This is a genomic window from Microbacterium sp. NPDC059771 (assembly GCF_042732495.1).
GTDB classification, from domain to species: domain Bacteria; phylum Actinomycetota; class Actinomycetes; order Actinomycetales; family Microbacteriaceae; genus Microbacterium; species Microbacterium sufflavum.
The window spans coordinates 2,619,666-2,642,145 of sequence record NZ_JBHWHK010000001.1; the positions used below are offsets into that span (position 1 = coordinate 2,619,666).

General features: G+C 70.4%; 20 protein-coding genes. 6 read left to right on the forward strand and 14 right to left on the reverse strand.

Translation table 11 applies throughout. The annotated features are described in order from the left end of the window. The first annotated feature begins 7 nt into the window (after positions 1–7). Together ACFV3I_RS12550 and pknB are read left to right on the forward strand one after the other, a co-directional pair. Entirely contained in the window at positions 8–1,210 is a 1,203-nt protein-coding gene (locus ACFV3I_RS12550) for a LysM peptidoglycan-binding domain-containing protein (protein ID WP_378803808.1), read from the forward strand. Positions 1,211–1,284: 74 nt separating this feature from the next. After that, the gene (pknB, locus tag ACFV3I_RS12555) at positions 1,285–3,240 is read left to right on the forward strand and encodes a Stk1 family PASTA domain-containing Ser/Thr kinase (RefSeq protein WP_136037281.1); all 1,956 of its coding nucleotides are present in this window, start codon (positions 1,285–1,287) and stop codon (positions 3,238–3,240) included. Positions 3,241–3,304: 64 nt separating this feature from the next. Here pknB and ACFV3I_RS12560 read toward each other — a convergent pair whose 3' ends face one another. Both ACFV3I_RS12560 and ACFV3I_RS12565 read right to left on the reverse strand, forming a co-directional pair. After that, positions 3,305–4,645 (reverse strand): class II 3-deoxy-7-phosphoheptulonate synthase, encoded by a 1,341-nt coding sequence (locus ACFV3I_RS12560; protein WP_136031294.1) that lies wholly within the window; start codon positions 4,643–4,645, stop codon positions 3,305–3,307. Between the two features lie 47 nt (positions 4,646–4,692). Continuing rightward, positions 4,693–5,382, reverse strand: a complete 690-nt coding sequence (locus tag ACFV3I_RS12565; RefSeq protein WP_136037280.1) for a 1-acyl-sn-glycerol-3-phosphate acyltransferase — start codon at positions 5,380–5,382, stop codon at positions 4,693–4,695. Between the two features lie 147 nt (positions 5,383–5,529). Between ACFV3I_RS12565 and ACFV3I_RS12570 the strand changes: the two genes are divergently transcribed. Next, positions 5,530–7,362: an AMP-dependent synthetase/ligase gene (locus tag ACFV3I_RS12570; protein ID WP_378822971.1), complete on the forward strand. Its 1,833-nt coding sequence runs from the start codon at positions 5,530–5,532 to the stop codon at positions 7,360–7,362. A 54-nt stretch (positions 7,363–7,416) separates the two neighbouring features. On the opposite strand, the gene ACFV3I_RS12575 is transcribed toward ACFV3I_RS12570, so the two are convergent. From ACFV3I_RS12575 to ACFV3I_RS12585, 3 genes are all read right to left on the reverse strand, one after another. Then, the gene (locus ACFV3I_RS12575; protein WP_136037278.1) at positions 7,417–7,908 is read right to left on the reverse strand and encodes a peptide deformylase; all 492 of its coding nucleotides are present in this window, start codon (positions 7,906–7,908) and stop codon (positions 7,417–7,419) included. After that, positions 7,908–9,557, reverse strand: a complete 1,650-nt coding sequence (locus ACFV3I_RS12580) for a MinD/ParA family protein (protein WP_247638909.1) — start codon at positions 9,555–9,557, stop codon at positions 7,908–7,910. Before ACFV3I_RS12580 ends, ACFV3I_RS12575 begins: the two co-directional genes overlap by 1 nt. Positions 9,558–9,623: 66 nt before the next feature. Beyond that, positions 9,624–13,031 carry a pyruvate carboxylase gene (locus ACFV3I_RS12585; protein ID WP_378822973.1) on the reverse strand — a complete coding sequence of 1,136 codons (3,408 nt, stop codon included), beginning with the start codon at positions 13,029–13,031 and terminating at the stop codon, positions 9,624–9,626. Positions 13,032–13,124: 93 nt separating this feature from the next. Here ACFV3I_RS12585 and ACFV3I_RS12590 point away from each other — a divergent pair, with 93 nt between their 5' ends. Then, entirely contained in the window at positions 13,125–13,937 is an 813-nt protein-coding gene (locus tag ACFV3I_RS12590) for a ParA family protein (protein WP_136031283.1), read from the forward strand. Between the two features lie 72 nt (positions 13,938–14,009). Here ACFV3I_RS12590 and ACFV3I_RS12595 read toward each other — a convergent pair whose 3' ends face one another. The 3 genes from ACFV3I_RS12595 to ACFV3I_RS12605 form a co-directional block, all read right to left on the reverse strand. Further along, a complete protein-coding gene (locus tag ACFV3I_RS12595; protein ID WP_136031281.1) occupies positions 14,010–14,555 on the reverse strand; it encodes a MerR family transcriptional regulator in 546 nt (181 codons plus the stop codon). A 99-nt stretch (positions 14,556–14,654) separates the two neighbouring features. After that, on the reverse strand, positions 14,655–15,341 hold the full coding sequence (locus tag ACFV3I_RS12600; RefSeq protein ID WP_136031278.1) for a MerR family transcriptional regulator: 687 nt from the start codon (positions 15,339–15,341) through the stop codon (positions 14,655–14,657). Then, positions 15,341–15,826: an FHA domain-containing protein gene (locus ACFV3I_RS12605; protein WP_378822976.1), complete on the reverse strand. Its 486-nt coding sequence runs from the start codon at positions 15,824–15,826 to the stop codon at positions 15,341–15,343. Before ACFV3I_RS12605 ends, ACFV3I_RS12600 begins: the two co-directional genes overlap by 1 nt. Before the next feature lie 100 nt (positions 15,827–15,926). Here ACFV3I_RS12605 and ACFV3I_RS12610 point away from each other — a divergent pair, with 100 nt between their 5' ends. Beyond that, on the forward strand, positions 15,927–16,577 hold the full coding sequence (locus ACFV3I_RS12610) for a copper resistance protein CopC (RefSeq protein WP_378822979.1): 651 nt from the start codon (positions 15,927–15,929) through the stop codon (positions 16,575–16,577). A gap of 9 nt (positions 16,578–16,586) precedes the next feature. Next, positions 16,587–17,984, forward strand: a complete 1,398-nt coding sequence (gene lpdA / locus ACFV3I_RS12615; RefSeq protein ID WP_136031272.1) for a dihydrolipoyl dehydrogenase — start codon at positions 16,587–16,589, stop codon at positions 17,982–17,984. A gap of 51 nt (positions 17,985–18,035) precedes the next feature. Here lpdA and ACFV3I_RS12620 read toward each other — a convergent pair whose 3' ends face one another. The 6 genes from ACFV3I_RS12620 to ACFV3I_RS12645 all read right to left on the reverse strand — a co-directional run bounded on the left by ACFV3I_RS12620 (position 18,036) and on the right by ACFV3I_RS12645 (position 22,427). Further along, positions 18,036–19,157, reverse strand: a complete 1,122-nt coding sequence (locus tag ACFV3I_RS12620; RefSeq protein WP_247638905.1) for an NAD(P)/FAD-dependent oxidoreductase — start codon at positions 19,155–19,157, stop codon at positions 18,036–18,038. Further along, complete coding sequence (locus ACFV3I_RS12625; RefSeq protein WP_247638904.1) at positions 19,144–19,866, reverse strand: methyltransferase domain-containing protein; 723 nt, start codon at positions 19,864–19,866, stop codon at positions 19,144–19,146. Before ACFV3I_RS12625 ends, ACFV3I_RS12620 begins: the two co-directional genes overlap by 14 nt. Further along, positions 19,863–21,023 carry a type III polyketide synthase gene (locus ACFV3I_RS12630; RefSeq protein ID WP_136045486.1) on the reverse strand — a complete coding sequence of 387 codons (1,161 nt, stop codon included), beginning with the start codon at positions 21,021–21,023 and terminating at the stop codon, positions 19,863–19,865. The genes ACFV3I_RS12625 and ACFV3I_RS12630 overlap by 4 nt, the downstream gene beginning before the upstream one ends. A gap of 62 nt (positions 21,024–21,085) precedes the next feature. Then, positions 21,086–21,703, reverse strand: coding sequence for a CYTH domain-containing protein (locus ACFV3I_RS12635; RefSeq protein ID WP_136031264.1), 618 nt, complete (start codon positions 21,701–21,703; stop codon positions 21,086–21,088). Further along, complete coding sequence (locus ACFV3I_RS12640; protein WP_046749348.1) at positions 21,696–21,908, reverse strand: hypothetical protein; 213 nt, start codon at positions 21,906–21,908, stop codon at positions 21,696–21,698. The genes ACFV3I_RS12635 and ACFV3I_RS12640 overlap by 8 nt, the downstream gene beginning before the upstream one ends. Before the next feature lie 48 nt (positions 21,909–21,956). Then, positions 21,957–22,427, reverse strand: a complete 471-nt coding sequence (locus ACFV3I_RS12645) for an A24 family peptidase (protein WP_247638903.1) — start codon at positions 22,425–22,427, stop codon at positions 21,957–21,959. Between the last annotated feature and the right edge of the window lie 53 nt (positions 22,428–22,480).

Sequence of the window (22,480 nt, forward strand, 5' to 3'; positions counted from 1 at the left end):
GCCCGTCGTGAACCTTCAGACCGCTGCTCGCCGCGCTCGAACCCTGCAGCTGGGGCTGCCCGCCGCGATCGCCGGCGCTCTCGCCGCAACGCTGACAGCCGCGCCGGCCGTCGCCGTGACCGACGCCTCGGTCGCGCCGCTCGAACGGCAGCGCACCGCTCCCCCGCGCGGCGTGCCCGCCCAGGTGGCGCCGGCGACCTATGTCGTCCAGCCGGGCGACACCGTGGCGGCCATCGCCGGTCGCTTCGGGCTGCGCACGGCCGATGTCCTGACCTGGAACAGCCTGTCCTGGCGCTCCGTGATCTACCCGGGGCAGACGCTCGTGCTCCATCCTGCCGCCGCTCCGGCGCCTGCTCCGGCACCGGCGCCCGCACCGGCCGCCACCACCGTGCACGCCGTCGTCGCGGGAGACACGGTCTACGCCATCGCGCAGCGCTACGGCACGAGCGTCGATGCGGTCCTGTCCGCGAACGGGCTCACCCGCGCCTCGATCATCTACCCGGGGCAGAGCCTCGCCATCGGCGCGCCCGCGGCTGCGCCCGCCGCGGCACCCGCTCCCGCTCCGGCTCCGGCACCGGCGCCCGCTCCCGCGGCGACGACGCACACGGTCGCGGCCGGTGACACGCTGTACGGGATCGCCCAGTCCTACGGCACCACGACGCAGGCTCTCTTCGCACTGAACGGTCTCGGGCCGTCGTCGATCATCTACCCCGGGCAGAAGATCGCCGTGCAGGCGGCCGCCGCTCCTGCGCCGGCCACAGCCCCGGCGGCCGCTCCCGCACCGGGAGGTCAGCTCAGCGCCGCTCTCACCGCAGAGCAGGCCGGCACCGCCGCCCTCATCATCCGCATCGGTCGCGAGCTCGGCGTGTCCGATCGCGCCATCGCGACGGCGCTCGCGACCGGCATGGTCGAGTCCGGGCTGCGCAACCTGGACTGGGGCGATCGGGATTCGCTCGGCATCTTCCAGCAGCGCCCGAGCACCGGGTGGGGCACGCCGGAGCAGATCATGGACGCCGACCGCAGCACCCGCGTGTTCTATGGCGGCCCGAGCGATCCGAACGGCACGGTCACCCGAGGCCTGCTCGACATCCCCGGGTGGGAGAGCCTGTCGTTCACCGCGGCAGCGCAGGCCGTGCAGATCTCCGCCTACCCCGACAAGTACGGGCAGTGGGAGACTCAGGCCTACGCCTGGCTCGCGCTGTACGGCTGAGATGTCCGGGGAATACGGGGTCCAGGGGTGAGGCGCTCCCGGGGCTTTCAGGCAATCCTCCCTAGAATTCTGACGTGACGACCAATCAGCAGGCCGACCCCCTCATCGGGCGGCTCGTCGACGGTCGGTACCGAGTCCGAGCTCGAATCGCGCGCGGCGGGATGGCCACGGTATACGTCGCCACGGACCTCCGCCTCGAACGCCGCATCGCCCTCAAGGTCATGCACGCGCACCTCAGCGACGACTCCGCGTTCCAGAGCCGCTTCATCCAGGAGGCGCGCGCCGCGGCACGACTGGCCGATCCGCACGTCGTGAACGTCTTCGACCAGGGCCAGGACGGCGAGCTCGCCTACCTGGTGATGGAGTACCTGCCCGGCATCACCCTGCGCGAACTCCTCCGGGAGCAGAAACGCCTCACGGTCGCGCAGACCATCACGATCATGGATGCCGTGCTCGCCGGGCTCTCCGCGGCGCACCGTGCCGGGATCGTGCACCGCGACGTGAAGCCCGAGAACGTGCTGCTCGCCGAGGACGGCCGCATCAAGATCGGCGACTTCGGACTGGCCCGCGCGACGACCGCGAACACCGCGACCGGACAGCAGCTCCTCGGCACCATCGCCTACCTCGCGCCGGAGCTCGTCACCCGCGGAACGGCCGACGCGCGCAGCGACATCTATGCGCTCGGCATCATGCTGTACGAGATGCTCGTGGGCGAGCAGCCCTACAAGGGCGAGCAGCCGATGCAGATCGCGTTCCAGCACGCCACGGAGTCGGTGCCGCGCCCCAGCGTGCGCAACCCCGCCGTTCCCGAGCAGCTGGACGAGCTCGTGCTGTGGGCGACCGAGAAGTCGCCGGACGAGCGGCCGGACGATGCACAGCAGATGCTCGAGCGCCTTCGCGACATCGAGCGCGAGCTCGGCATCTCCCCCGCGGTGACCAGAGCGACCGTTCCCCCGCAGAGCGCCGCCGACTCGGGCGACCTGACCAAGGTGATGCCGGGCACGATGGTGATCCCCGACGCTGTCGCGCCCACCGCCGGCACGGTCGACAACGCCACGATCCTGCGGCGCCGTGCGTCCAAGCGCCGCGCCCGCGGAGCCTTCCTCCTGTCCCTCGTGCTGCTGCTGGCCGTGCTCGCCGGCGGCGTCGGCTGGTGGTTCGGCTCCGGCCCCGGCTCGCTCATCGCCGTACCCGCCGTCGCGGGTCAGACGTACGACCAGGCCGCCGCCGAGCTCACCGATGCCGGATTCGTGCCGACGCAGCGCGACGAGTTCTCGGTCGATGTCGACAAGGGCACCGTGATCGAGACCGATCCGGGCGAGGGCTCACGCCTCGACAAGGGGGCGACGGTCGCGGTCGTCGTCTCCGCCGGACCCGCGTCGCACGACATCGCCGCCGTGGCCGGGGTGCCTGCCGACGAGGTGCGCGCGGCCCTGGAGGGGGCGAACCTGGAGATCACCGACGACGAGGAGTACTTCACCGACGTCGCCGACGGCTCGGTCATCAACGTGCGCATCACCCCCCGCGCGGGTGGCGACGCCTACGGCTGCGACGAGGGCTGCACGGTCTTCGAGAAGGACACCGCCACCATCCAGATCTCGCGCGGCCCCGTGCCGGATGTGAGCGATATGACCGTGAGCCAGGCGACCGACGCCCTCACCAGCAAGGGCCTCAAGGTCAACGCCGAGAGCCAGTACCAGCCCAGCGACACGATCGGGAAGGACCGCGTCATCGGTATCGCTGAGCGTGGCGAGGAGGGGTCCTGGCGTCCGGGCGAGACCGTGCAGCTCATCGTCTCCCAGGGTCCGCCGCTGTTCGACGTCCCCGACGTGTCAGGGCTGTCCCGCGACGAGGCGACCAAGGCACTACGTGACGCCGGCTTCAAGTGGGCGTACACGAGCGGCACCGGTCTCCCGGACTCGGTGTGGGATCTGCTGGCCAATCAGAACACGCGCGTCGAGTCGTACAGTCCGACGGACCCGCAGCGGAAGGGCGCGACGATCACGCTCACGATGGGCTTCGCCGGCTGAGTCGGCGCATGACGAAGGGGCCGGAACGATGTTCCGGCCCCTTCGTCATGCAGTGTCCGCGGCGTCAGCGCTTCTCGAGCTCCTCGGCCACGAGGAACGCCAGCTCCAGGGACTGCATGTGGTTCAGGCGCGGGTCGCACAGGCTCTCATAGCGCGTCGCGAGGGCGGCCTCGTCGATCTGCTCCGAGCCGCCGAGGCACTCGGTCACGTCGTCGCCCGTGAGCTCGACGTGGATGCCGCCCGGGAACGTGCCCACGGAGCGGTGCGCCTCGAAGAACCCGCGCACCTCGTCGACCACGTCATCGAAGCGCCGCGTCTTGTATCCCGTGGGCGTCGTGATGCCGTTGCCGTGCATGGGGTCGGTGACCCACAGCGGCTGCGCGCCCGACTCGCGGACCGCCTCGAGCAGCGGAGGCAGCGCATCGCGGATCTTGCCGGCACCCATGCGCGTGATGAAGGTCAGTCGTCCGGGCTCGCGCTCGGGGTCGAGCTTGTCGATCAGCGCGAGAGCCGTCTCCGGCGTCGTCGTCGGACCGAGCTTGACGCCGATCGGGTTGCGGATCTTCGAGAAGTAGTCGACGTGCGCGCCGTCGAGCTCGCGCGTGCGCTCCCCGATCCACAGGAAGTGGGCGGACGTGTTGTACGGGGTGTCCGTGCGTGAGTCGATGCGCGTCATCGGCCGCTCGTAATCCATCAGGAGGCCTTCGTGGCCGGTGAAGAACTCGACACGCTTCAGCTCGTCGAAGTCGGCGCCCGCAGCCTCCATGAACTTGATGGCCCGGTCGATCTCGGCGGCCATGCGCTCGTAGCGCTGGTTGGCCGGGTTCTGCGCGAACCCCTTGTTCCACGAGTGCACCTCGCGCAGATCGGCGAAACCACCCTGCGTGAACGCGCGGATCAGGTTCAGCGTCGACGCGGCCGTGTGGTAGCCCTGCAGCAGACGACCGGGGTCGGCCTGGCGCGAGCCCTCCGTGAAGTCGTAGCCGTTGACGATGTCGCCACGGTACGCCGGCAGGGTGACCTCGCCACGGGTCTCGGTGTCGCTCGAGCGCGGCTTGGCGAACTGCCCGGCCATGCGCCCCATCTTCACGATCGGCATCGACGCCCCGTAGGTGAGCACCACCGCCATCTGCAGCACCGTCTTGATGCGGTTGCGGATCTGCTCCGCGGTCGCGCCCGCGAAGGTCTCGGCGCAGTCGCCGCCCTGGAGCAGGAAAGCCTGGCCGGAGGCGGCACGCGCGAGGCGGTCGCGAAGATTGTCGACCTCGCCCGCGAAGACCAGCGGCGGGAGAGCGGCGATCTGCCGGGAGACGTCGGCGACGCGGTCGGCGTCCGGCCACTGCGGCTGCTGCTTGATGGGAAGCGAGCGCCAGGCATCAAGGGCATCGATGTGGTGCGGGAGCATGCGTCAAGCCTACTGGTCGGCGACGGTGCCGAGATGCGCTGCGGAGCCTATGTGACGCGGGTGGGCAGGCGGTCCTTCACGGTCGAGGCGTAGACGTCTTCGTACTCCTGCTGACCCAGTCGCTGCAGCGCCACCATGATCTCGTCGGTGACGGAGCGCAGGATGTAGCGGTCGTTCTCCATGCCCGCGTAGCGAGAGAAGTCGAGGGGCTCGCCGATCACGATCCCGACCCGCATGATGCGGGGAATGCGTCGACCGATCGGCATCGCGGTGTCGGTGTCGACCATGATCACGGGCACCACGGGGACCTTCGCCTCGAGCGCCATCCGCGCGATGCCGGTGCGTCCGCGGTAGAGCTTGCCGTCGGGGCTGCGCGTCCCCTCCGGATAGATGCCGAGCAGCTCGCCGCCGCCGAGCACCTGCAGTCCCGTGTTGAGCGAAGCCTCAGAGGCCTTGCCGCCCGAGCGGTCGATGGGCAGCTGTCCTGTCGCCTTCATGAAGAACTTCGTCGACCAGCCCTTGAGGCCGCGACCGGTGAAGTAGTCGCTCTTGGCGAGGAACGACATCGGCCGATCGATCACGAGGGGAAGGAAGATGGAGTCGGCGAACGAGAGGTGGTTGCTGGCGAGGATCGCCGCACCGCTCGCGGGCACGTTCTTCCGGCCCACGATCCAGGGGCGGAACACCGCCTTGACCACGGGGCCGATCACGACGTACTTCATCAGCCAGTAGAACATCGAGGTGAAGTCTAGCGCCGCTCCGGTGTCCGCCCCAGCCCCGCTCGCACGGGCCGTGCGCGACTCAGTTTCACCCTGAGCGCGACCGGGTGCCATGCCCTAGACTCGGACCAACGCCCGTGCCCGACCGGTACCGAAGGAGCTGCCGTGGTCCAGTTTGAAGTCCCCGCGATCGTCCCCGCCGATCCCGACGCGAACGTCGCCGACCTTCTCGCGGAGCGCGTGCGCGCCACGCCCGACCGCCCCCTCTTCTCCGTCCCCCAGGGCGACGGGTGGCGCGACATCTCCGCCGCCGACTTCCAGACCGCGGTCATCGCCCTGGCGAAGGGCTTCGCGGCCGCCGGCATCCAGCCCGGCGAGAAGGTCGGCTTCCTCGCCAGGACGACCTACGAGTGGACGCTGGTCGACTTCGCCCTGTTCTACGCGGGCGCGGTGATGGTCCCCATCTACGAGACCAGCTCCCCCTCCCAGATCCAGTGGATCCTGGAGGACTCCGGTGCGATCGCGCTCATCGTCGAGTCTCCCGAGCACTTCGCGCGCGTGGACGAGGTGCGCAGCGACCTCCCCCTGCTGCGCGAGGTCTGGCAGCTGCACCTCGGCGCGATCGACACCCTCACCGCGCAGGGAGCGTCCGTCTCCGACGAGGAGATCGACCGCCGCCGCAACCTCGCCGTCGCCTCGGACATCGCCACCCTCATCTACACCTCCGGCTCGACCGGGCGCCCCAAGGGGTGTGTGCTCACGCACAGCAACTTCGTCGAGCTGTCCCGCAACGCCGCGAAGGCGCTCGACGAGGTCGTGCAGACGCCCGGCTCCTCCACGCTGCTGTTTATCACCACCGCGCACGTGTTCGCACGCTTCATCTCGATCCTCAACATCCACGCCGGCGTGCGCACCGGTCATCAGCCGGACACGCGCCAGCTGCTGCCGGCACTCGGCTCGTTCAAGCCCACGTTCCTCCTCGCCGTCCCGCGCGTGTTCGAGAAGGTCTACAACTCGGCGGAGCAGAAGGCCGAAGCGGGCGGCAAGGGCAAGATCTTCCGCGCAGCCGCCGACGTCGCGATCGAGCACTCGCGCCTCCTCGAAGAGGGCAAGAAGATCCCGTTCGGCATGAAGCTCAAGTTCGCGCTCTTCAACAAGCTGGTCTACAGCAAGCTGCGCGAGGCCATGGGCGGCAACGTGGTCTACGCGGTGTCGGGCTCGGCTCCCCTCGGCGCCCGCCTCGGCCACTTCTTCCACAGCCTCGGCGTCGTCATCCTCGAGGGCTACGGCCTCACCGAGACCACGGCACCGGCCACCGTGAACCTCGCGGACAAGTCCAAGATCGGCACCGTCGGCCCCGCCCTTCCCGGCGTTGGCATCCGGCTCGCGGACGACGGCGAGATCGAGGTCCGCGGCATCAACGTCTTCAAGGAGTACTGGAACAACCCCGAGGCCACCGCCGAAGCCTTCAGCGAGGGCGGCTGGTTCCACACCGGCGACATCGGCAGCTTCGACTCCGAGGGCTTCCTCGCCATCACCGGCCGGAAGAAGGAGATCATCGTCACCGCCGGCGGCAAGAACGTCGCACCCGCCGCACTCGAGGATCCCATCCGCGCGAACCCGATCGTCGGCCAGGTGGTCGTCGTCGGCGATCAGCGCCCGTTCATCTCCGCGCTCGTGACCCTCGACCCCGAGATGCTGCCCACCTGGCTCGCCAACAACGGACTGGACGAGAAGATGTCGCTCGCCGACGCCTCCACCAACCCGGCGGTGCGCGCCGAGGTGCAGCGCGCGGTGGACGCGGCCAACCAGCGGGTCTCGCGGGCCGAGTCGATCCGCAAGTTCACGATCCTCGACTCGGAGTGGACGGAGGCTTCCGGCCACCTCACCCCGAAGCTCTCCATCAAGCGCAACGTCATCATGAACGACTTCGCCGACGAGATCTCCGCGATCTACGACGAGCCGGTCGCCACCACCAACGTCGCCATCGGCGGCTGAGCGGCACCTCAGACGAAGAAGGGCCCCGCCGCGGCGGGGCCCTTCTTCATGCGGCTAGAACCAGGAGCTCTCGCGCACCTGCCGCATCGCGACCTTGCGCGTCTCCGGGTCGAGCCGGGTGAGGAAGAGCTTGCCGTCGAGGTGGTCCGTCTCGTGCTGGAGCGCTTGGGCCAACAGCCCTTCGCCCTCGAGCACCACAGGCTGCCCGTCGAGATCGATGCCCTCGACCCTGGCCCACGGATGGCGCTGCGCGTCGTGCCACAAGCCCGGCACGGACAGGCACCCCTCCCCCGTGGGCTGGGGTTCCCCGCGGACCTCGGTCAGCACGGGATTGAGGACGTAGCCGATGTCGCCGTCGATGTTGTAGCTGAACGCCCGGACGGCGACGCCGATCTGGTTCGCGGCCACACCGGCCCGTCCGGGGAGCGCGACCGTGTCGACGAGGTCGGCCACCAGGGCGCGGACGCCGTCGTCGATCTCATCGATCGGAGCGCACGCCGTTCGCAGGACCGGGTCGCCGAAGATGCGGATCTCGCGGACGGCCATCAGGCGGCCTTCGCCCGCAGGCCCTCGACGAGCAGGGCGGCGAGCTCCCGCGCAGCCGTGCGGGTCTCCGGCTGCAGGTTCGCGAACACGATGCTCCCTCCGCCTGCGATCTGCGGGTCGTACGGGACCCGCACCACGCTGCGCACCCGGGTGGCGAAGTGGGCCTGCAGCTCGTTGAGGCGCACGAGCGGGCTGCCCGGCGTGGACTGGTTGAGCACCACGATCGCGTTGCGCGCCTGCTCGGTGTAGCCGTTGGTCTCCAGCCACGTGAGCGTCTCGGACGCGAGGCGTGCCTCGTCGACGCTGAGACCCGACACGATCACGAGCTGATCGGCGAGATCGAGCGTGGCCGACATCACCGAGTGCACGATGCCGGTGCCGGTGTCGGTGAGGACGAGCGAGTAGTAGTGCGCGGCGACCGCGGCGACATCGCGGTAGTCGGTGTCGCTGAAGGCCTCGGCCACGTGGGGGTCGGCGTCGGACGCGAGCACGTCGAGCCTGGTCGCGTCACGAGCCACGATCGCGGAGATGTCGTGGTAGCCGCGCACCTCGTCACGGATACGGACGAGATCGCGCACGGACTTGCCGTGCTGCGGACGGACGACCCGGTCGGCGAGGGTGCCGCGATCCGGGTTCGCGTCCACGGCGATCACGCGGTCCTCGCGGGCATCGGCGAGAGCCATACCGAGAAGCGCGGTGATGGTGGTCTTGCCCACGCCGCCCTTGCGGGACAGCACGGGGATGAAGCGCGCACCGCCCGTCAGCGGCGCGCCGATGCGCGCCGTGAGCGCCTTGCGTTCGCGGGCCCGTCGGCTGTCACCGATGTTGATCCGTCGACCGGACACCGTATAGAGGAAGTGGCTCCAGCCGCCCTCCGGCTCGGGCTTGGTGACGTGGTGCGGGTCGAGCAGACGGTCGGCCGTCAGCAGATCGGCGGACTCACGCGCGGACTCGCTGAGCTCCCCGAGGCGCTTCGAGGCGAGGGTGACCTCGGCGGCGGGTGCGGGCTGCACCGGCGACGGGGTGACGGATCGGCTGTCGGACGTGGACATCCGTGGCTCCTTCCGGGGCGATGGACCTGGCGAGACGGAGGACGGGGAGGCAGCAGCCCCCGCATCCGCACCAGCCTTCGCGAGGAAGCGGGCGGCGGCCGCCTCCTCCTCGGCGTGCGGGGAGGAGACGTCGTCCGAGCCGGGCTCGTCGCCCGCGGACGAGTCGTCGAGCACGATCGCCTCCCGCACCGCATCGGTCTCGGACCCGGCGGGTCGCTGAGCCCCCTCGTCGATCGCGGCTTTCACGATCGGCTTCTCCGGCGCCGGGGCGGGCGGCGGCGTATCGGACGACGCCGGCGACGCCGTCGTCGCCTCTTCCACCGGCGGGGTCACGGGCGTCGAGCTGATCGTGATCGCCGCAGCGGCGATCGGGACAGGGGCGCCCTCGACCGCGACGTCGTCGATGATGAGGTCCCCCACCACCTCGCCGTCCACGACACCGTCATCGACGAGGTCGTCGTCCTCCTCGATCGGCAGCGTCACCCGCACCTGGGCGGTCCCGCCGAGGATGCCGATGCCCGCCGTGTCGATCGACCCGGTGTCGTCCAGCACCCCCAGCGGATTCTCGTCGGGGTCGCCTGTCTTCTTCGTGGTCACGTGTCACTCCAAGCCTGTGCGGGGCCTCGGGTGCGCAACGCAGTGCGCGGCCTCGCCCGCACAAGATTAGTGCGACGGACGGATGACGACCAAAAGATCACCCGCGTCGACCTGCTGGGTCTCGGCGATGGCAAGCCGCTCGATCACGCCGTCGACGGGGGCGGTGATGGCCGCCTCCATCTTCATCGCCTCGATCGATGCCACCGGTTCCCCGGCCCTGACGGCCGCACCGACCTCGACCTTGAGCGTGACCACTCCGGAGAACGGTGCCGCGACCTGACCGGGGACGGACGTGTCGGCCTTCTCCACCTCGTGCGCGTCGACCGCCACGGAGCGGTCGCGGACGAACACCGGACGGAGCTGACCGTTCAGCGTCGTCATCACGGTGCGCATGCCTCTGTCGTCGGCGTCGCCGATCGCCTCGAGCCCGACGTACAGCTGCACACCGCGGTCGATCTCGATCAGGTGCTCCTGCCCGGGAACGAGCCCGTACAGGTAGTCGCTCGTGTCGAGCACGGACAGATCGCCGAACAGCTCGCGGCGCTCACGGAATTCGGCGGTCGGCGCCGGGAACAGCAGCGTGTTCAGTCGCGAACGGCGCTGCTCGCTCGATCCGGCGAGATCCGCCTCGTCCTCGGCGGTGAGGGCCGTCAGCCCCGCACGCACCGATCGCCCGGCGAGCACCTTGGAACGGAACGGCTCGGGCCACCCGCCCGGCAGGTCACCGAGCTCGCCTGCCATGAAGCCGACGACGGATTCCGGCACGTCGTACTTCTCCGGGTTCGCTTCGAAGTCGGCGGGATCGGCCTTCACCGCGGCGAGATGCAGAGCGAGATCTCCGACGACCTTCGAGGAGGGTGTCACCTTCGGCACGCGTCCGAGGATCCGGTCGGCGGCGGCGTACATGTCCTCGATGAGCTCGAAGTCGTCCGCCAGCCCCAGAGCCTTCGCCTGCTGTCGCAGGTTCGACAGCTGACCGCCCGGGATCTCGTGGTGGTAGACCCGCCCCGTGGGTCCCGGCAGCCCGGACTCGAACGGCGCATACTGCCGCCGCACGGCCTCCCAGTACGGCTCGAGGTCGGACACCGCCGCGAGCGACAGCCCGCTGTCGCGCTCGGTGTGCGCGAGCGCGGCCACCAGCGACGACAGCGACGGCTGGCTCGTGGTTCCCGACAGCGGTGCGGAAGCCGCATCGACCGCATCGACGCCCGCCGCGCTGGCCGCGAGGAGCGTCGCCAGCTGCCCGCCCGGGGTGTCGTGGGTGTGCAGGTGCACGGGGAGGTCGAACCGATCGCGCAGCGCCGTCACGAGCTTCGCCGCGGCCGCCGGTCGCAGCAGGCCCGCCATGTCCTTGATCGCGAGGATGTGGGCACCCGCGGCGACGATCTGATCCGCCAGGCCGAGGTAGTAGTCGAGGGTGTAGAGCTCCTCCGCCGGGTCGAGCAGGTCGCCGGTGTAGCACAGCGCGACCTCCGCGACGGCCGTGCCCGTGCTGCGTACCGCCTCGATCGCCGGACGCATCTGCTCGACGTCGTTCAGGGCGTCGAAGATGCGGAAGATGTCGACGCCGCTCGCCGCCGCCTCCGCCACGAACGCCTGTGTCACCGCGGTCGGGTACGGGGTGTAGCCGACCGTGTTGCGTCCTCGCAACAGCATCTGGATCGCCACGTTGGGCAGGGCGGCACGCAGCTTGTCGAGGCGCTCCCACGGGTCTTCGCCGAGGAACCGCAGCGCGACGTCGTAGGTCGCACCGCCCCAGGCCTCGACCGACAGCAGCTCGGGCGTGAGCCGGGCGAGGTAGGGCGCCGCGGCGACCAGGTCCTTCGTGCGCACCCGGGTGGCCAGCAGCGACTGGTGCGCGTCACGGAAGGTGGTGTCGGTGATCGCGAGCGCCGTCTGTGCACGGAGGCTGCGGGCGAACCCCTCGGGGCCGAGGTCGAGCAGACGCTGTCTCGACCCGGACGGCGGCGTCGCGGCGAGGTCGATCACGGGGAGCTTCGTCACCGGGTCGACGACCCCGGGATGCGCGCCGTGCGGCTTGTTGACCGTGACGTCGACGAGCCAGTTGAGGATCTTGGTGCCACGGTCCTTCGACACGCGTCCGCGCAGGAGCTCGGGGCGCTCGTCGATGAAGGAGGTACTGACGTCACCACGCACGAACGCGGCGTCGTCGAGCAGCGCCTGCAGGAACGGGATGTTGGTCGACACCCCGCGGATGCGGAACTCCGCGAGCGCGCGACGGGCACGGGCCACCGCCGCGGGGAAGTCGCGGCCGCGGCAGGTGAGCTTCGCCAGCATCGAGTCGAAGTGCGGGCTGATCTGCGCGCCCTGGTGCACGGTTCCCCCGTCGAGCCGGATCCCCGCGCCACCGGGCGAACGGTAGGTGGTGATCTTCCCGGTGTCGGGACGGAAGCCCTGCGTCGGGTCCTCCGTCGTGATGCGGCACTGGAGCGCCGCACCGCGCAGGTGCAGGTTCTCCTGCTGCAGACCGAGCTCGGCCAGGGTCTGGCCGGCGGCGATGCGCAGCTGGCTCTGCACGAGGTCGACGTCGGTGACCTCCTCCGTCACGGTGTGCTCGACCTGGATGCGCGGGTTCATCTCGATGAACACGACCTCCCCGGCCCGCTCCCCCGCGGTCTCCAGAAGGAACTCGACGGTGCCGGCGTTCTCATAACCGATCGAGCGCGCGAAGGCCACGGCGTACCCGTGCAGAGCGTGGCGGACGTCGTCGTCGAGGTTCGGCGCGGGGGCGATCTCGACGACCTTCTGATGGCGTCGCTGCACCGAGCAGTCGCGCTCGAACAGATGCACGGTCTCGCCCGTCTTGTCGGCCAGGATCTGCACCTCGATGTGGCGCGGGCGCACGACGGCCTGCTCCAGGAACATTCGTGGGTCACCGAAGGCACTGCCGGCCTCGCGCATCGCCTCCGCCAGTGCCGGAGCGAGGTCGCCGAGGGTCTCGACGCGCCGCATGCCACGACCGCCGCCGCCAGCCACCGCCTTGGCGAACAGCGGGAACCCGATGTCCTCCGCCTGCGCGACCAGGGCGTCGACGTCGTCGGAGGCCTCCGTCGATCGGAGCACCGGCACCCCGGCCTCGATCGCATGGCGCTTGGCCTCGACCTTGTTGCCGGCCATCTCCAGGACCTTCGCGGGCGGTCCGATGAAGACGATGCCGTTCGCGGCGGCCTTCTCCGCGAGTTCCGGGTTCTCGGACAGGAAGCCATAACCCGGGTAGATCGCGTCGGCGCCCGACTCACGGGCGACGCGGATGATCTCGTCGACGTCCAGGTAGGCGCGGACGGGGTGGCCGCGTTCACCGATCTCGTACGCCTCGTCGGCCTTCAGCCGGTGCACCGAACCGCGGTCTTCATGGGGGAAGACCGCGACAGTGCGGGCCCCGACCTCCACTGCCGCTCGGAATGCCCGGATCGCGATCTCGCCGCGATTCGCCACAAGGATCTTCTGGAACATGCACACCTCTGAGAGCTCGATGCGCGGCGTCGACGCACGCGCATGGGCGGGGCTGAGTGTTCCCCCAGCCTAGGGGAAGGTAACGTGGTGTCCGTGCACGTACTCAGCGTCAGCTCTCTCAAGGGGGGCGTCGGCAAGACGACCGTGACACTCGGGCTGGCCTCCGCGGCTTTCGCTCGGGGCGTCCGGACGCTCGTCGTCGACCTCGATCCGCAGTCCGACGTCTCCACCGGGATGGACATCCAGGTCGCCGGGCGACTCAACGTCGCCGACGTCCTGGCCAACCCGAAGGAGAAGACCGTCCGTCAGGCGATCACCTCCAGCGGCTGGGCCAAGGTCCACCCCGGGACCATCGACGTGCTGATCGGCAGCCCGTCCGCCATCAACTTCGACGGACCGCACCCGAGCGTCCGCGACGTCTGGAAGCTCGAGGAGGCGCTGGCGGCCGTGGAGGCCGACTACGACCTCGTGCTCATCGACTGCGCCCCGTCGCTGAACGCGCTGACCCGCACCGCGTGGGCGGCGAGCGACCGCGTGATGGTGGTGACCGAGCCCGGGCTCTTCTCCGTGGCGGCGGCCGACCGCGCGCTGCGCGCCATCGAAGAGATCCGTCGCGGCCTGTCGCCTCGCCTCCAGCCGCTCGGCATCGTGGTGAACCGCGTGCGCCCGCAGTCCATCGAGCACCAGTTCCGCATCAAGGAGCTGCGCGACATGTTCGGTCCCCTCGTGCTCTCCCCCCAGCTGCCCGAGCGCACGTCGCTGCAGCAGGCGCAGGGCGCGGCGAAGCCGCTGCATATCTGGCCGGGCGACTCCGCACAGGAGCTTGCGGCCGACTTCGATCAGCTGCTCGACCGCATCATCCGCACCGGACGGATCCCCGTCCCGGAGAGCGGTCCGCAGAGCTGACGCACGCACGAACGACGAAACGGCCATCCTCTTCGAGGGTGGCCGTTCTTCGTTGGCGTGCGGGGGCGCCGCTCAGGCGGTGCGCTTCGCCCGGCGTGCCGACAGTTCGTCGACGGGGTCCGGTGCGGTCGGGTCGAATGCGACCAGTGTCGACTCCACCTCGCGGAGCACCTTGCCGACGGCGATGCCGAACACGCCCTGCCCGCGACTGACCAGGTCGATGACCTCGTCGTTGGACGTGCAGAGGTAGACCGAGGCGCCGTCGCTCATGAGCGTGGTTCCCGCGAGGTCGCGGATACCGGCCCGGCGCAACTCCTCCACCGCGGTGCGGATCTGCTGCAGGGAGATGCCGGTGTCGAGCAGGCTCTTGACGAGCTTGAGGACGAGGATGTCACGGAAGCCGTACAGACGCTGCGATCCGGAGCCACTGGCGCCACGGACGGTGGGCACGACGAGCTCGGTGCGGGCCCAGTAGTCGAGCTGGCGATACGTGATGCCGGCGGCGCGAGCGGCCACGGCGCCGCGGTAGCCGACCTCGTCGTCCATGGCCGGGAGACCGTCGGTGAAGAGGAGTTCGGTCACGAACCGCGGGTCGCCTGCGAGCTCATCCGCATTCATCTGAAATCCTCCCTGGAACGGTTATCTCCACGGTAGAGCAGTGCCCCGGCACCGGCAACGACATCCGCGCGGGGCCGAAGGTGTGTCGCAATCAGTTCGTTACGAAAGGATGCGCGACAGCGCGTCCTTCACGAACAGCGCCCGCACGTCGTCGATCCGTGACGCGAGCTCCGGAGCCAGTTCGCTCGCTCGCGCGCGCGACGGCGCGTCCGTGCGTCGGAGCAGTGTCGACAGTGCCGACTCGATCAGCGACACCTCCCGCTCCGCCCCTTGGCGCAGCGAACGCAGGTGACGCGGCTCGATGCCGTGCCGGTCGAGCGCCACGAGTCCCCGCAGGAGCGCCACCGTGTTCTCCGGATAGGTCTCCTGCGCGGTGATGACGCCGGTGCTGATGGCGTCGTTGAGAAGCTGCGGCCCGGCGCCGGCGGCAGCGAGGAGCTCATCGCGGCGGTAGCGACGCGGCGCGGGTGAGATCGACGGCGGCGGGACGAGGGCAGCGGCATCGCCGGTCGCCTCGGCCTGGTCGAGCTGCTCGCGGATCACGCTCAGTGGAAGGTAGTGGTCGCGCTGGAGCGTGAGCCCGAGGCGCAGCCGCTCGATGTCGGCGGTCGAGAACTTGCGGTACCCCGACTCGGTGCGCGACGGGCGCACGATGCCCTGCACCTCGAGGAACCGCAGCTTGCTGGAGGTCAGGTCGGGGAACTCCGGCGTGAGGCGAGCGAGCACCTGACCGATACTCAGCAGGCCCGCGGACGACGAGCGTTCGCGGGCGGAAGTCGCCGCCATCAGGCGTTCGCCGCCGGACGATCGAGGGGCGAGGCGAAGAAGTTCAGCCGGAACTTGCCGACACGGAGCTCGGCACCGTCGGTGAGCGTGCTGCGGTCGACGCGCTCCCCGCTCACGTAGGTGCCGTTGAGCGACCGCTGGTCGATGATCTCGAACGCGGCGCCGTTGCGCGTGATCTCCGCGTGCCGACGAGACACGGTCACGTCATCGAAGAAGATGTCGGCCTCGGGGTGGCGGCCGACGGTGGTCACGTCGGTGTCGAGCAGGTAGCGTGCCCCGGCCAGGGCGCCCGAACGGACCAGCAGCAAAGCCGAACCGGAGGGCAGCGCCGAGATGGCCGACTGCTCGACATCTGTCAACTCCACGCCGAACGGCACGAACGACAGGTCGGAGTCGTGTCCGAACGTCTGCGTCACATCGTGCTTCTGGTCGCCGGAGCGATGGATGGCGGCTTCACCGGCCGGTCGGCTGTCGCTGTCTGTCACTGTGCCCTCCTGACTGTCCAGACTAACGGATGCCGCAGGCCCCCGGGGAGGTCGCTTTCGCACTCAGCCGTCGCATACCGGTGATTCATAGGGTGGAGGGGTGAAGACCAAAGCCCTGCGCCACCCGGCCACCCCGATCGCCCTCGCCGCGGCCCTCCTCGCCGCCTCCCTCGTGCTCTTCTCCCCCCTCTCCGCCTCGGCACACGACGCCCTGGTGTCGTCGTCGCCCGCAGCGGACTCCTCGGTCGAGACGGTTCCCTCCGAGCTCACCCTCACCTTCAGCGCGAAGCTGATCGACGGCGAGGGCGCGACCGAGGTGGTCGTGACCGACCCCTCCGGCGCGACGGTCACCGAAGGGCCGGCGACCGTGGACGGCGCGATCGTCACCCAGCCGCTCAGCGGCAGCGGCCCCGCCGGCGCCTATCACGTGGTGTGGAAGGTCGTGTCCAGCGACGGTCATCCCACCTCCGGCGAGTTCTCCTTCACGGTCACCGCCGGCGACGAGGCAGCGACCGACGCGCCGACCACCGCCCCCGCGACCACCGCTCCCGCCACCGCGGCCCCGACCGACCAGACCCCGACGCCCGCATCCCCCGCCCCGACGGCACCCGACGACGCGGGCGCATCGGCGTGGATCTGGGTGCTCGTGGTCCTCGCCGTCCTGATCGTGATCGGCGTCGCCGTGTGGCTGACGATGCGCCGTCGCGGCGGCACCGCTCCGTCCGATTCCGACGCCCCCACCGAGCGATAGGCTTAAGGCATGCCACACTACGACGTCGTCATCCTTGGTGCAGGTCCTGGCGGATACGTCGCTGCGGTTCGCAGCGCACAGCTCGGCCTGTCCACCGCGATCATCGAGGAGAAGTACTGGGGTGGTGTGTGCCTCAACGTCGGCTGCATCCCCTCCAAGGCGCTCCTGAAGAACGCGGAGCTCGCGCACACCCTGAAGCACAAGGCCGACTTCTTCGGCATCTCCGGCGACTTCACCATCGACTACGGCAAGGCGTTCGACCGCAGCCGCGTCGTGGCCGACGGGCGCGTCAAGGGCATCCACTTCCTCATGAAGAAGAACAAGGTGACCGAGTACGACGGGCGCGGCACGTTCACCGGCCCGAAGGCCATCTCGGTGGCCAAAGCCGACGGCACGACCGAAGAGGTCACGTTCGACAACGCGATCATCGCGACGGGCTCCAAGGTGCGTCTGCTTCCGGGCGTGCAGCTGAGCGACAACGTGGTGACGTACGAGGAGCAGATCCTCTCCCGTGAGCTGCCGAAGTCCATCGTGATCGTCGGCGCCGGCGCGATCGGCATGGAGTTCGCCTACGTGATGACGAACTACGGCGTGAAGGTCACGATCATCGAGTTCCTCGACCGTGCGCTCCCCAACGAGGACGCCGATGTGTCGAAGGAGATCACGAAGCAGTACAAGAACTACGGCGTCGACATCCTCACCTCCACCAAGGTCGAGTCGGTCGTCGACAACGGCTCGTCCGTCACCGTGTCGTACACGGGCAAGGACGGCCAGCAGAGCTCGATCGAGGCCGACAAGGTGCTCATGTCGGTCGGGTTCGCCCCGAACGTCGAGGGCTTCGGGCTCGAGAACACGGGCGTGAAACTCACCGAGCGCGGCGCGATCGACATCGACGACCACATGCGCACCAACGTCGAGGGCATCTACGCCATCGGCGACGTGACGGCCAAGCTGCAGCTCGCCCACGTGGCCGAGGCACAGGGCGTGGTCGCGGCCGAGACCATCGGCGGCGCGGAGACGATGACCCTGGGCGACTACCGGATGATGCCGCGCGCGACGTTCTGCTCGCCGCAGGTCGCGTCGTTCGGGCTCACCGAGCAGCAGGCGAAGGACGAGGGGCGCGAGATCAAGGTCGCGACGTTCCCGTTCATGGCCAACGGCAAGGCGCACGGCCTCGGCGAGCCGGTCGGCTTCGTCAAGCTCATCGCCGACGCCGAGCACCTCGAGCTCATCGGTGCGCACATGATCGGCCCCGACGTGTCGGAGCTGCTGCCCGAGCTCACGCTCGCCCAGAAGTGGGACCTCACGGCACTCGAGCTGGCACGCAACGTGCACACGCACCCGACGCTGTCGGAGGCCCTGCAGGAGGGCTTCCACGGCCTCGCCGGCCACATGATCAACTTCTGATCGCACGCACACGAAGGCCCGGGCCGCTCTCACGGACCGGGCCTTCGTGCGTCAGAGACCGTGCATCGTGAGGAGGCCGGTCGTCCATGCGCGCAGCGCCGGTGAGCCGAGCGTGCGGACCAGGGACTCCCGGCCCGCGACGACCGGCACCGGCGCGGGGGCGCCCATCGCCATGAAGAACGCCGAGCGCCGCTGGGCCCGCGCGGCGGCCGTCCGCGTGCGACGGGCGAAGGCGTCGAGGTCGGGCCTGTCGCCCGGCTCGGTGTCGCGCAGGACGGCGGCGAGCCGGAGCGCAGCCGTCCAGCCGAGGTTCATGCCCTGACCACCGATCGGGCTCACCTCGTGCGCCGCATCGCCCAGGAGCACCACGCGCCCCCGGTGCACCCGCTCCGCCACATGCTGCGCGGCGACGAAGGACGACACCGTGGCGCGGTCGTCCACGACCAGCCGCTGCCCGGTGCGCGCCGCGACGACCGCCGCGAGCTCGGCCGCGGACGCCACCGGACCACCCTGACCCTCGCGCACCACCCACCGCCGACGGTCGCCGGGGAGGGGGAACGACTCCACGAGGCCGTCCGGCTCGAAGAACAGCACCGCGCGGTGGTCGGTCGTCGGCGCCTCCACGTCGAGCATCGCGTAGCGCGCCCGCCCCGGTCGGCGCGCCCAGTCCACCCCGAACGCGCGACGCAGACGACTGCGCACACCGTCGGCGACCACGACCATCGACGCCGTCTCCTCGCGCCGCCCGTCGGTGCCGTCGACGCCCACCCGCACGACCGTGCCGTCGTCGCGCACCGAGCGGACGGTCGAGCCCAGGCGCAGCGCATCCCCCTGCAGACGCTGCAACCGCTCCCGCAGCAGCCCCTCCGTCCGCGGCTGCGGCAGTGTGTAGACGGGTCGGTCCGCGGTGAAGTCCAGTGACGCGAGGCGCCGCCCCCTGCTGCGCACCTCGCCGCCCGTCAGTCGCAGCGCCTCCGCTCGCGCTGCTGTGCCCACCCCTGCCGCGTCGAGGGCATCGAGCCCCGGACGGTGAATGCCGATCGCGCGCGTCCGCCGCCCGGGCTCCGCGCGCTGCTCGTGCACGCGCACCCGCCGACCGTCCTGTGCCAGCAGGCACGCCACGAGCAGCCCGACGGGGCCGCCGCCGACCACGAGCACGTCATGTTCCGGCACGCGGCGCCTCCCACCGCAGCTCCAGTCGCGCGGGAAGACGACTGCGCACGCTCCATCCCGACGGCGCCAGTGCGGCGAGCTCCCGCGCGGTGTACGAGCGCCGGATACTGCGCAGACCGTCCACGCGGATGAAGGAACCGGCGAGCAGTGTGCGGGAGAGCGGCCACGTGGCACCCGCGAAAGCCGTGTAGGCCAGGCGGCCGCGCGCGATGTCGTGATGCGAGACCAGCCCGCCCGGAGCGGTGAGGGCCTGCGAGTCGCGCAGCACCGCGTCGAACTCCCCGGCATCCAGGTGATGCAGCACGTGATTCGACAGCACCACGTCGTACCGATCGCCCTTCTCGACCAGCTCGGACGACAGCGCACACCGGTAGCGGATGCCCAGCCCCGCGTCGTGCGCTGACGCCCACCGGATCGCGCGCTCATCCGCATCCAGCGCCGTGACGTCGGCCTCGAGCCCGTCCCGCCGCAGCCGCCGCACGAGAAGGCGGCACAGATCCCCGCCGCCCGCACCGATGTCCAGGATGCGGATCCGGCGGGCGGCCGCGCGCGGGCGGATGTCCTGACGGTAGAGGCGTCCGGGCCGGGAGACCACCGCGTTCACGGCACCGAACCGCTGGTACGTGCGACCGAGCATCTCCTCATCGGCCTGCGGGTCGTCCATCAGCTCCCGCACGTGGGTCGCGCGGACCCGGAGATCCACGCTCATGAAGCCGCCGGGGCGACCACGGTCAGCAGCGCGCTCTCCGCCGTGAGACCGGGGCCGAACGCCATCGCAGCCACGCGGTCGCCCGGCTCGGCCCCCTCGCGCTCCAGGATCCGCTTCAGCACGAACAGCACGGTCGCACTCGACATGTTGCCGTACTCGCGCAGCGTCTCGCGCGCCGGTCGCAGCTGTGCGTCGCTCAGCGCCATCCGCTCCTGCACCCTGTCGAGGATGCTCCGCCCGCCGGGATGGATCGCCCAGTGCCGCACCTGTTCACCCACCCGTCCGGCGGCGAACGCCTCCGCGAGGCCGTCCTCCCGGGAGTAGAGCGGGCCCAGCGCCCCGATGATGGACGCGCCGATGATCTGCGGCACCGCGGTCGACAGGATCATCTCGAACCCCGAGTCGCCGATCGTCCAGGCCATGTCGTCCACGCCCTCCGGGACGATCGCGGTGTGGAAGCCGTCGAGGCGGAGCGCGGGAACGGACGAGGGGAGGTCACGCGCGGTGACGACGCCCGCTGCAGCGCCGTCGGCGAAGAGCGAGGAGGCCACGATCGTGTCCGGATCCTCCGAGGAGCGCAGGTGCAGGGTGCAGAGCTCCACGCTCACGACCAGCACGACCGCGTTCTCATCGGCCGCGCAGAACTGAGCAGCGGCCCGCAGCGCCGGCATGGAGGCGTAACAGCCCATGAAGCCCAGGTGATAGCGCTGGACCGCATCGGACAGACCGAGCCCCCGCACGATCTCGTACTCCGGTCCCGGTGCGTGGAAGCCCGTGCAGGACACCGTGATCACGTGCGTGACATCGGCGGCGGTCACGTCGGGATCCGCGTCGAGCGCGCGACGGGCGGCCTCGACGAAGAGCCGCGAGGCCTCCCGCGTGTAGTAGTCGTTGCGTGCTTTCGTGCCCGGGGCGAGCAGTCGACCGGAGCGACGGTCGTAGAACAGCGGCTCGTCCGGCTCCGCCCCCTCGGCGAGTTCATCGATCACGGTGTGCCGTGTGTCGATCCCCGACACGCGGAAGGAGGTCGACACGATGCGCTGAGCCAGCCGACCGAGACCGGGCTGGGCGGCGAAGACCTCACGCACCTGCTCCTGCACGAGAACGGTCTCGGGGACGATCGTCTGCAGCGATCGAAGCACAGGCGGTCGGCTCATGGGCCCACTCAACCACCCGGCGAGCTCCGGGGAAAAGGGGTTGCGTCGTGGCCGTCGCGCGCCTAGAACCCGAGCGCTCTGGCGAGCTTCGACTCGGAGGACGCCTCACGGGCGCCGGCCGCACGCACCACGCCCTCGACCGCGGCGAACAGGGCTGCGCGTCCTGCCTCATCGGCGGGAGCGGCGGGACCGAGCTCCACCTCCCACTCACGCCACGCGCGGCGCGTGCCACGGCGGACGTCGGTCGCACGGACGCGATCGTCCACGAACTCCGCCACGACGCCGCGCGGCCCCGTGAGCAGGTAGGCCGTGCGGTCGTTCTCGATGCGCGCGAGGGGGGTCAGCGGCGCCGTCGTCCAGCCGGAGATCGCCTCGACGACCACGGCGGGAACGGTCTCGCCGGTGTCACCGAGCGGCCATCCCAGCTCCAGGCGTCCGTCGCCCTGCCGCGGCCCCTTCACGTGCCAGCCCTCGTCCGGGCCGCCCGTGCGGCGACGCAGCGCGACGCCCGAGCGCGCGAGGGCGCCGTCGTCGGTGTCGAGATAGTGCGCGTCCAGGGCACGGTGCTCACCGGACGACACGGCATCGACCCCCGGGATCGCCTCCCACCGCGGGAGCGGAGTGTCGTCGTCGACGTCGTACGTGCGCTCGACCTCGACCGTGCGGGAGGGCTCAGTCATCCTCGAGCGTGAGGTCTTCGAGCGACTCCTCGAACCAGTAGTCGACCTCGGTCGGGCCGTCGCCCTCGCCCGTGTTCTGCGGCTCGCCGCGGCGGTTGTACACCACCTGCGTCTCGCTGTAGGGGACGATCAGCTTGTCGTCCGCATCGCCGAGGGGGATGATCTGCCCGTCCAGCGGGCCGCCGTGGAGTCGTGCGAGTGCCATGTGCCCAGAGTAGACCCGACCTCCCCCATCCGCGCGGCGCCCGGCCGCTCAGCCGAGCAGGACACCGAGGACGGCTCCCGCGATCATCCACGGTCCGAACGCGATCCTGGTCGCCCGGTCGGCGCGCCGCAGCGCCATCAGCACGAGCGCGTACAGGGCTCCGAGGACGAATGCGGACGCCGCGCCGAGCGCGAGCGCCGTCCAGCCGTGCCACGCAAGCAGCAGCCCGATGACCGCCGCGAGCTTGACGTCTCCCCCGCCCATGCCGGCGCGACTGATCACGCGCAGCACCAGGTAGAAGCCACCGAGCAGGACGCCGCCGAGCAGGGCACGGATCATCGACTCGGGCCGACCCGTCGCGACGGCATCCCCGGTGACGAGCAGGAGCAGGGCGGCGAGCGTGGGCAGCACGATGCGGTTGGGGAGACGGTGCGTGCGTGCGTCGATCACGACCAGCCATCCGCCGATGCCGAGGAGGGCGCCGTGCACCAGGCCGATGAGGGCGAGTCGGAGATCCATCCGGGCAGGCTAGGCGAGCAGCATGCGCGCCGATGACCCCCTGTGGACAGGGT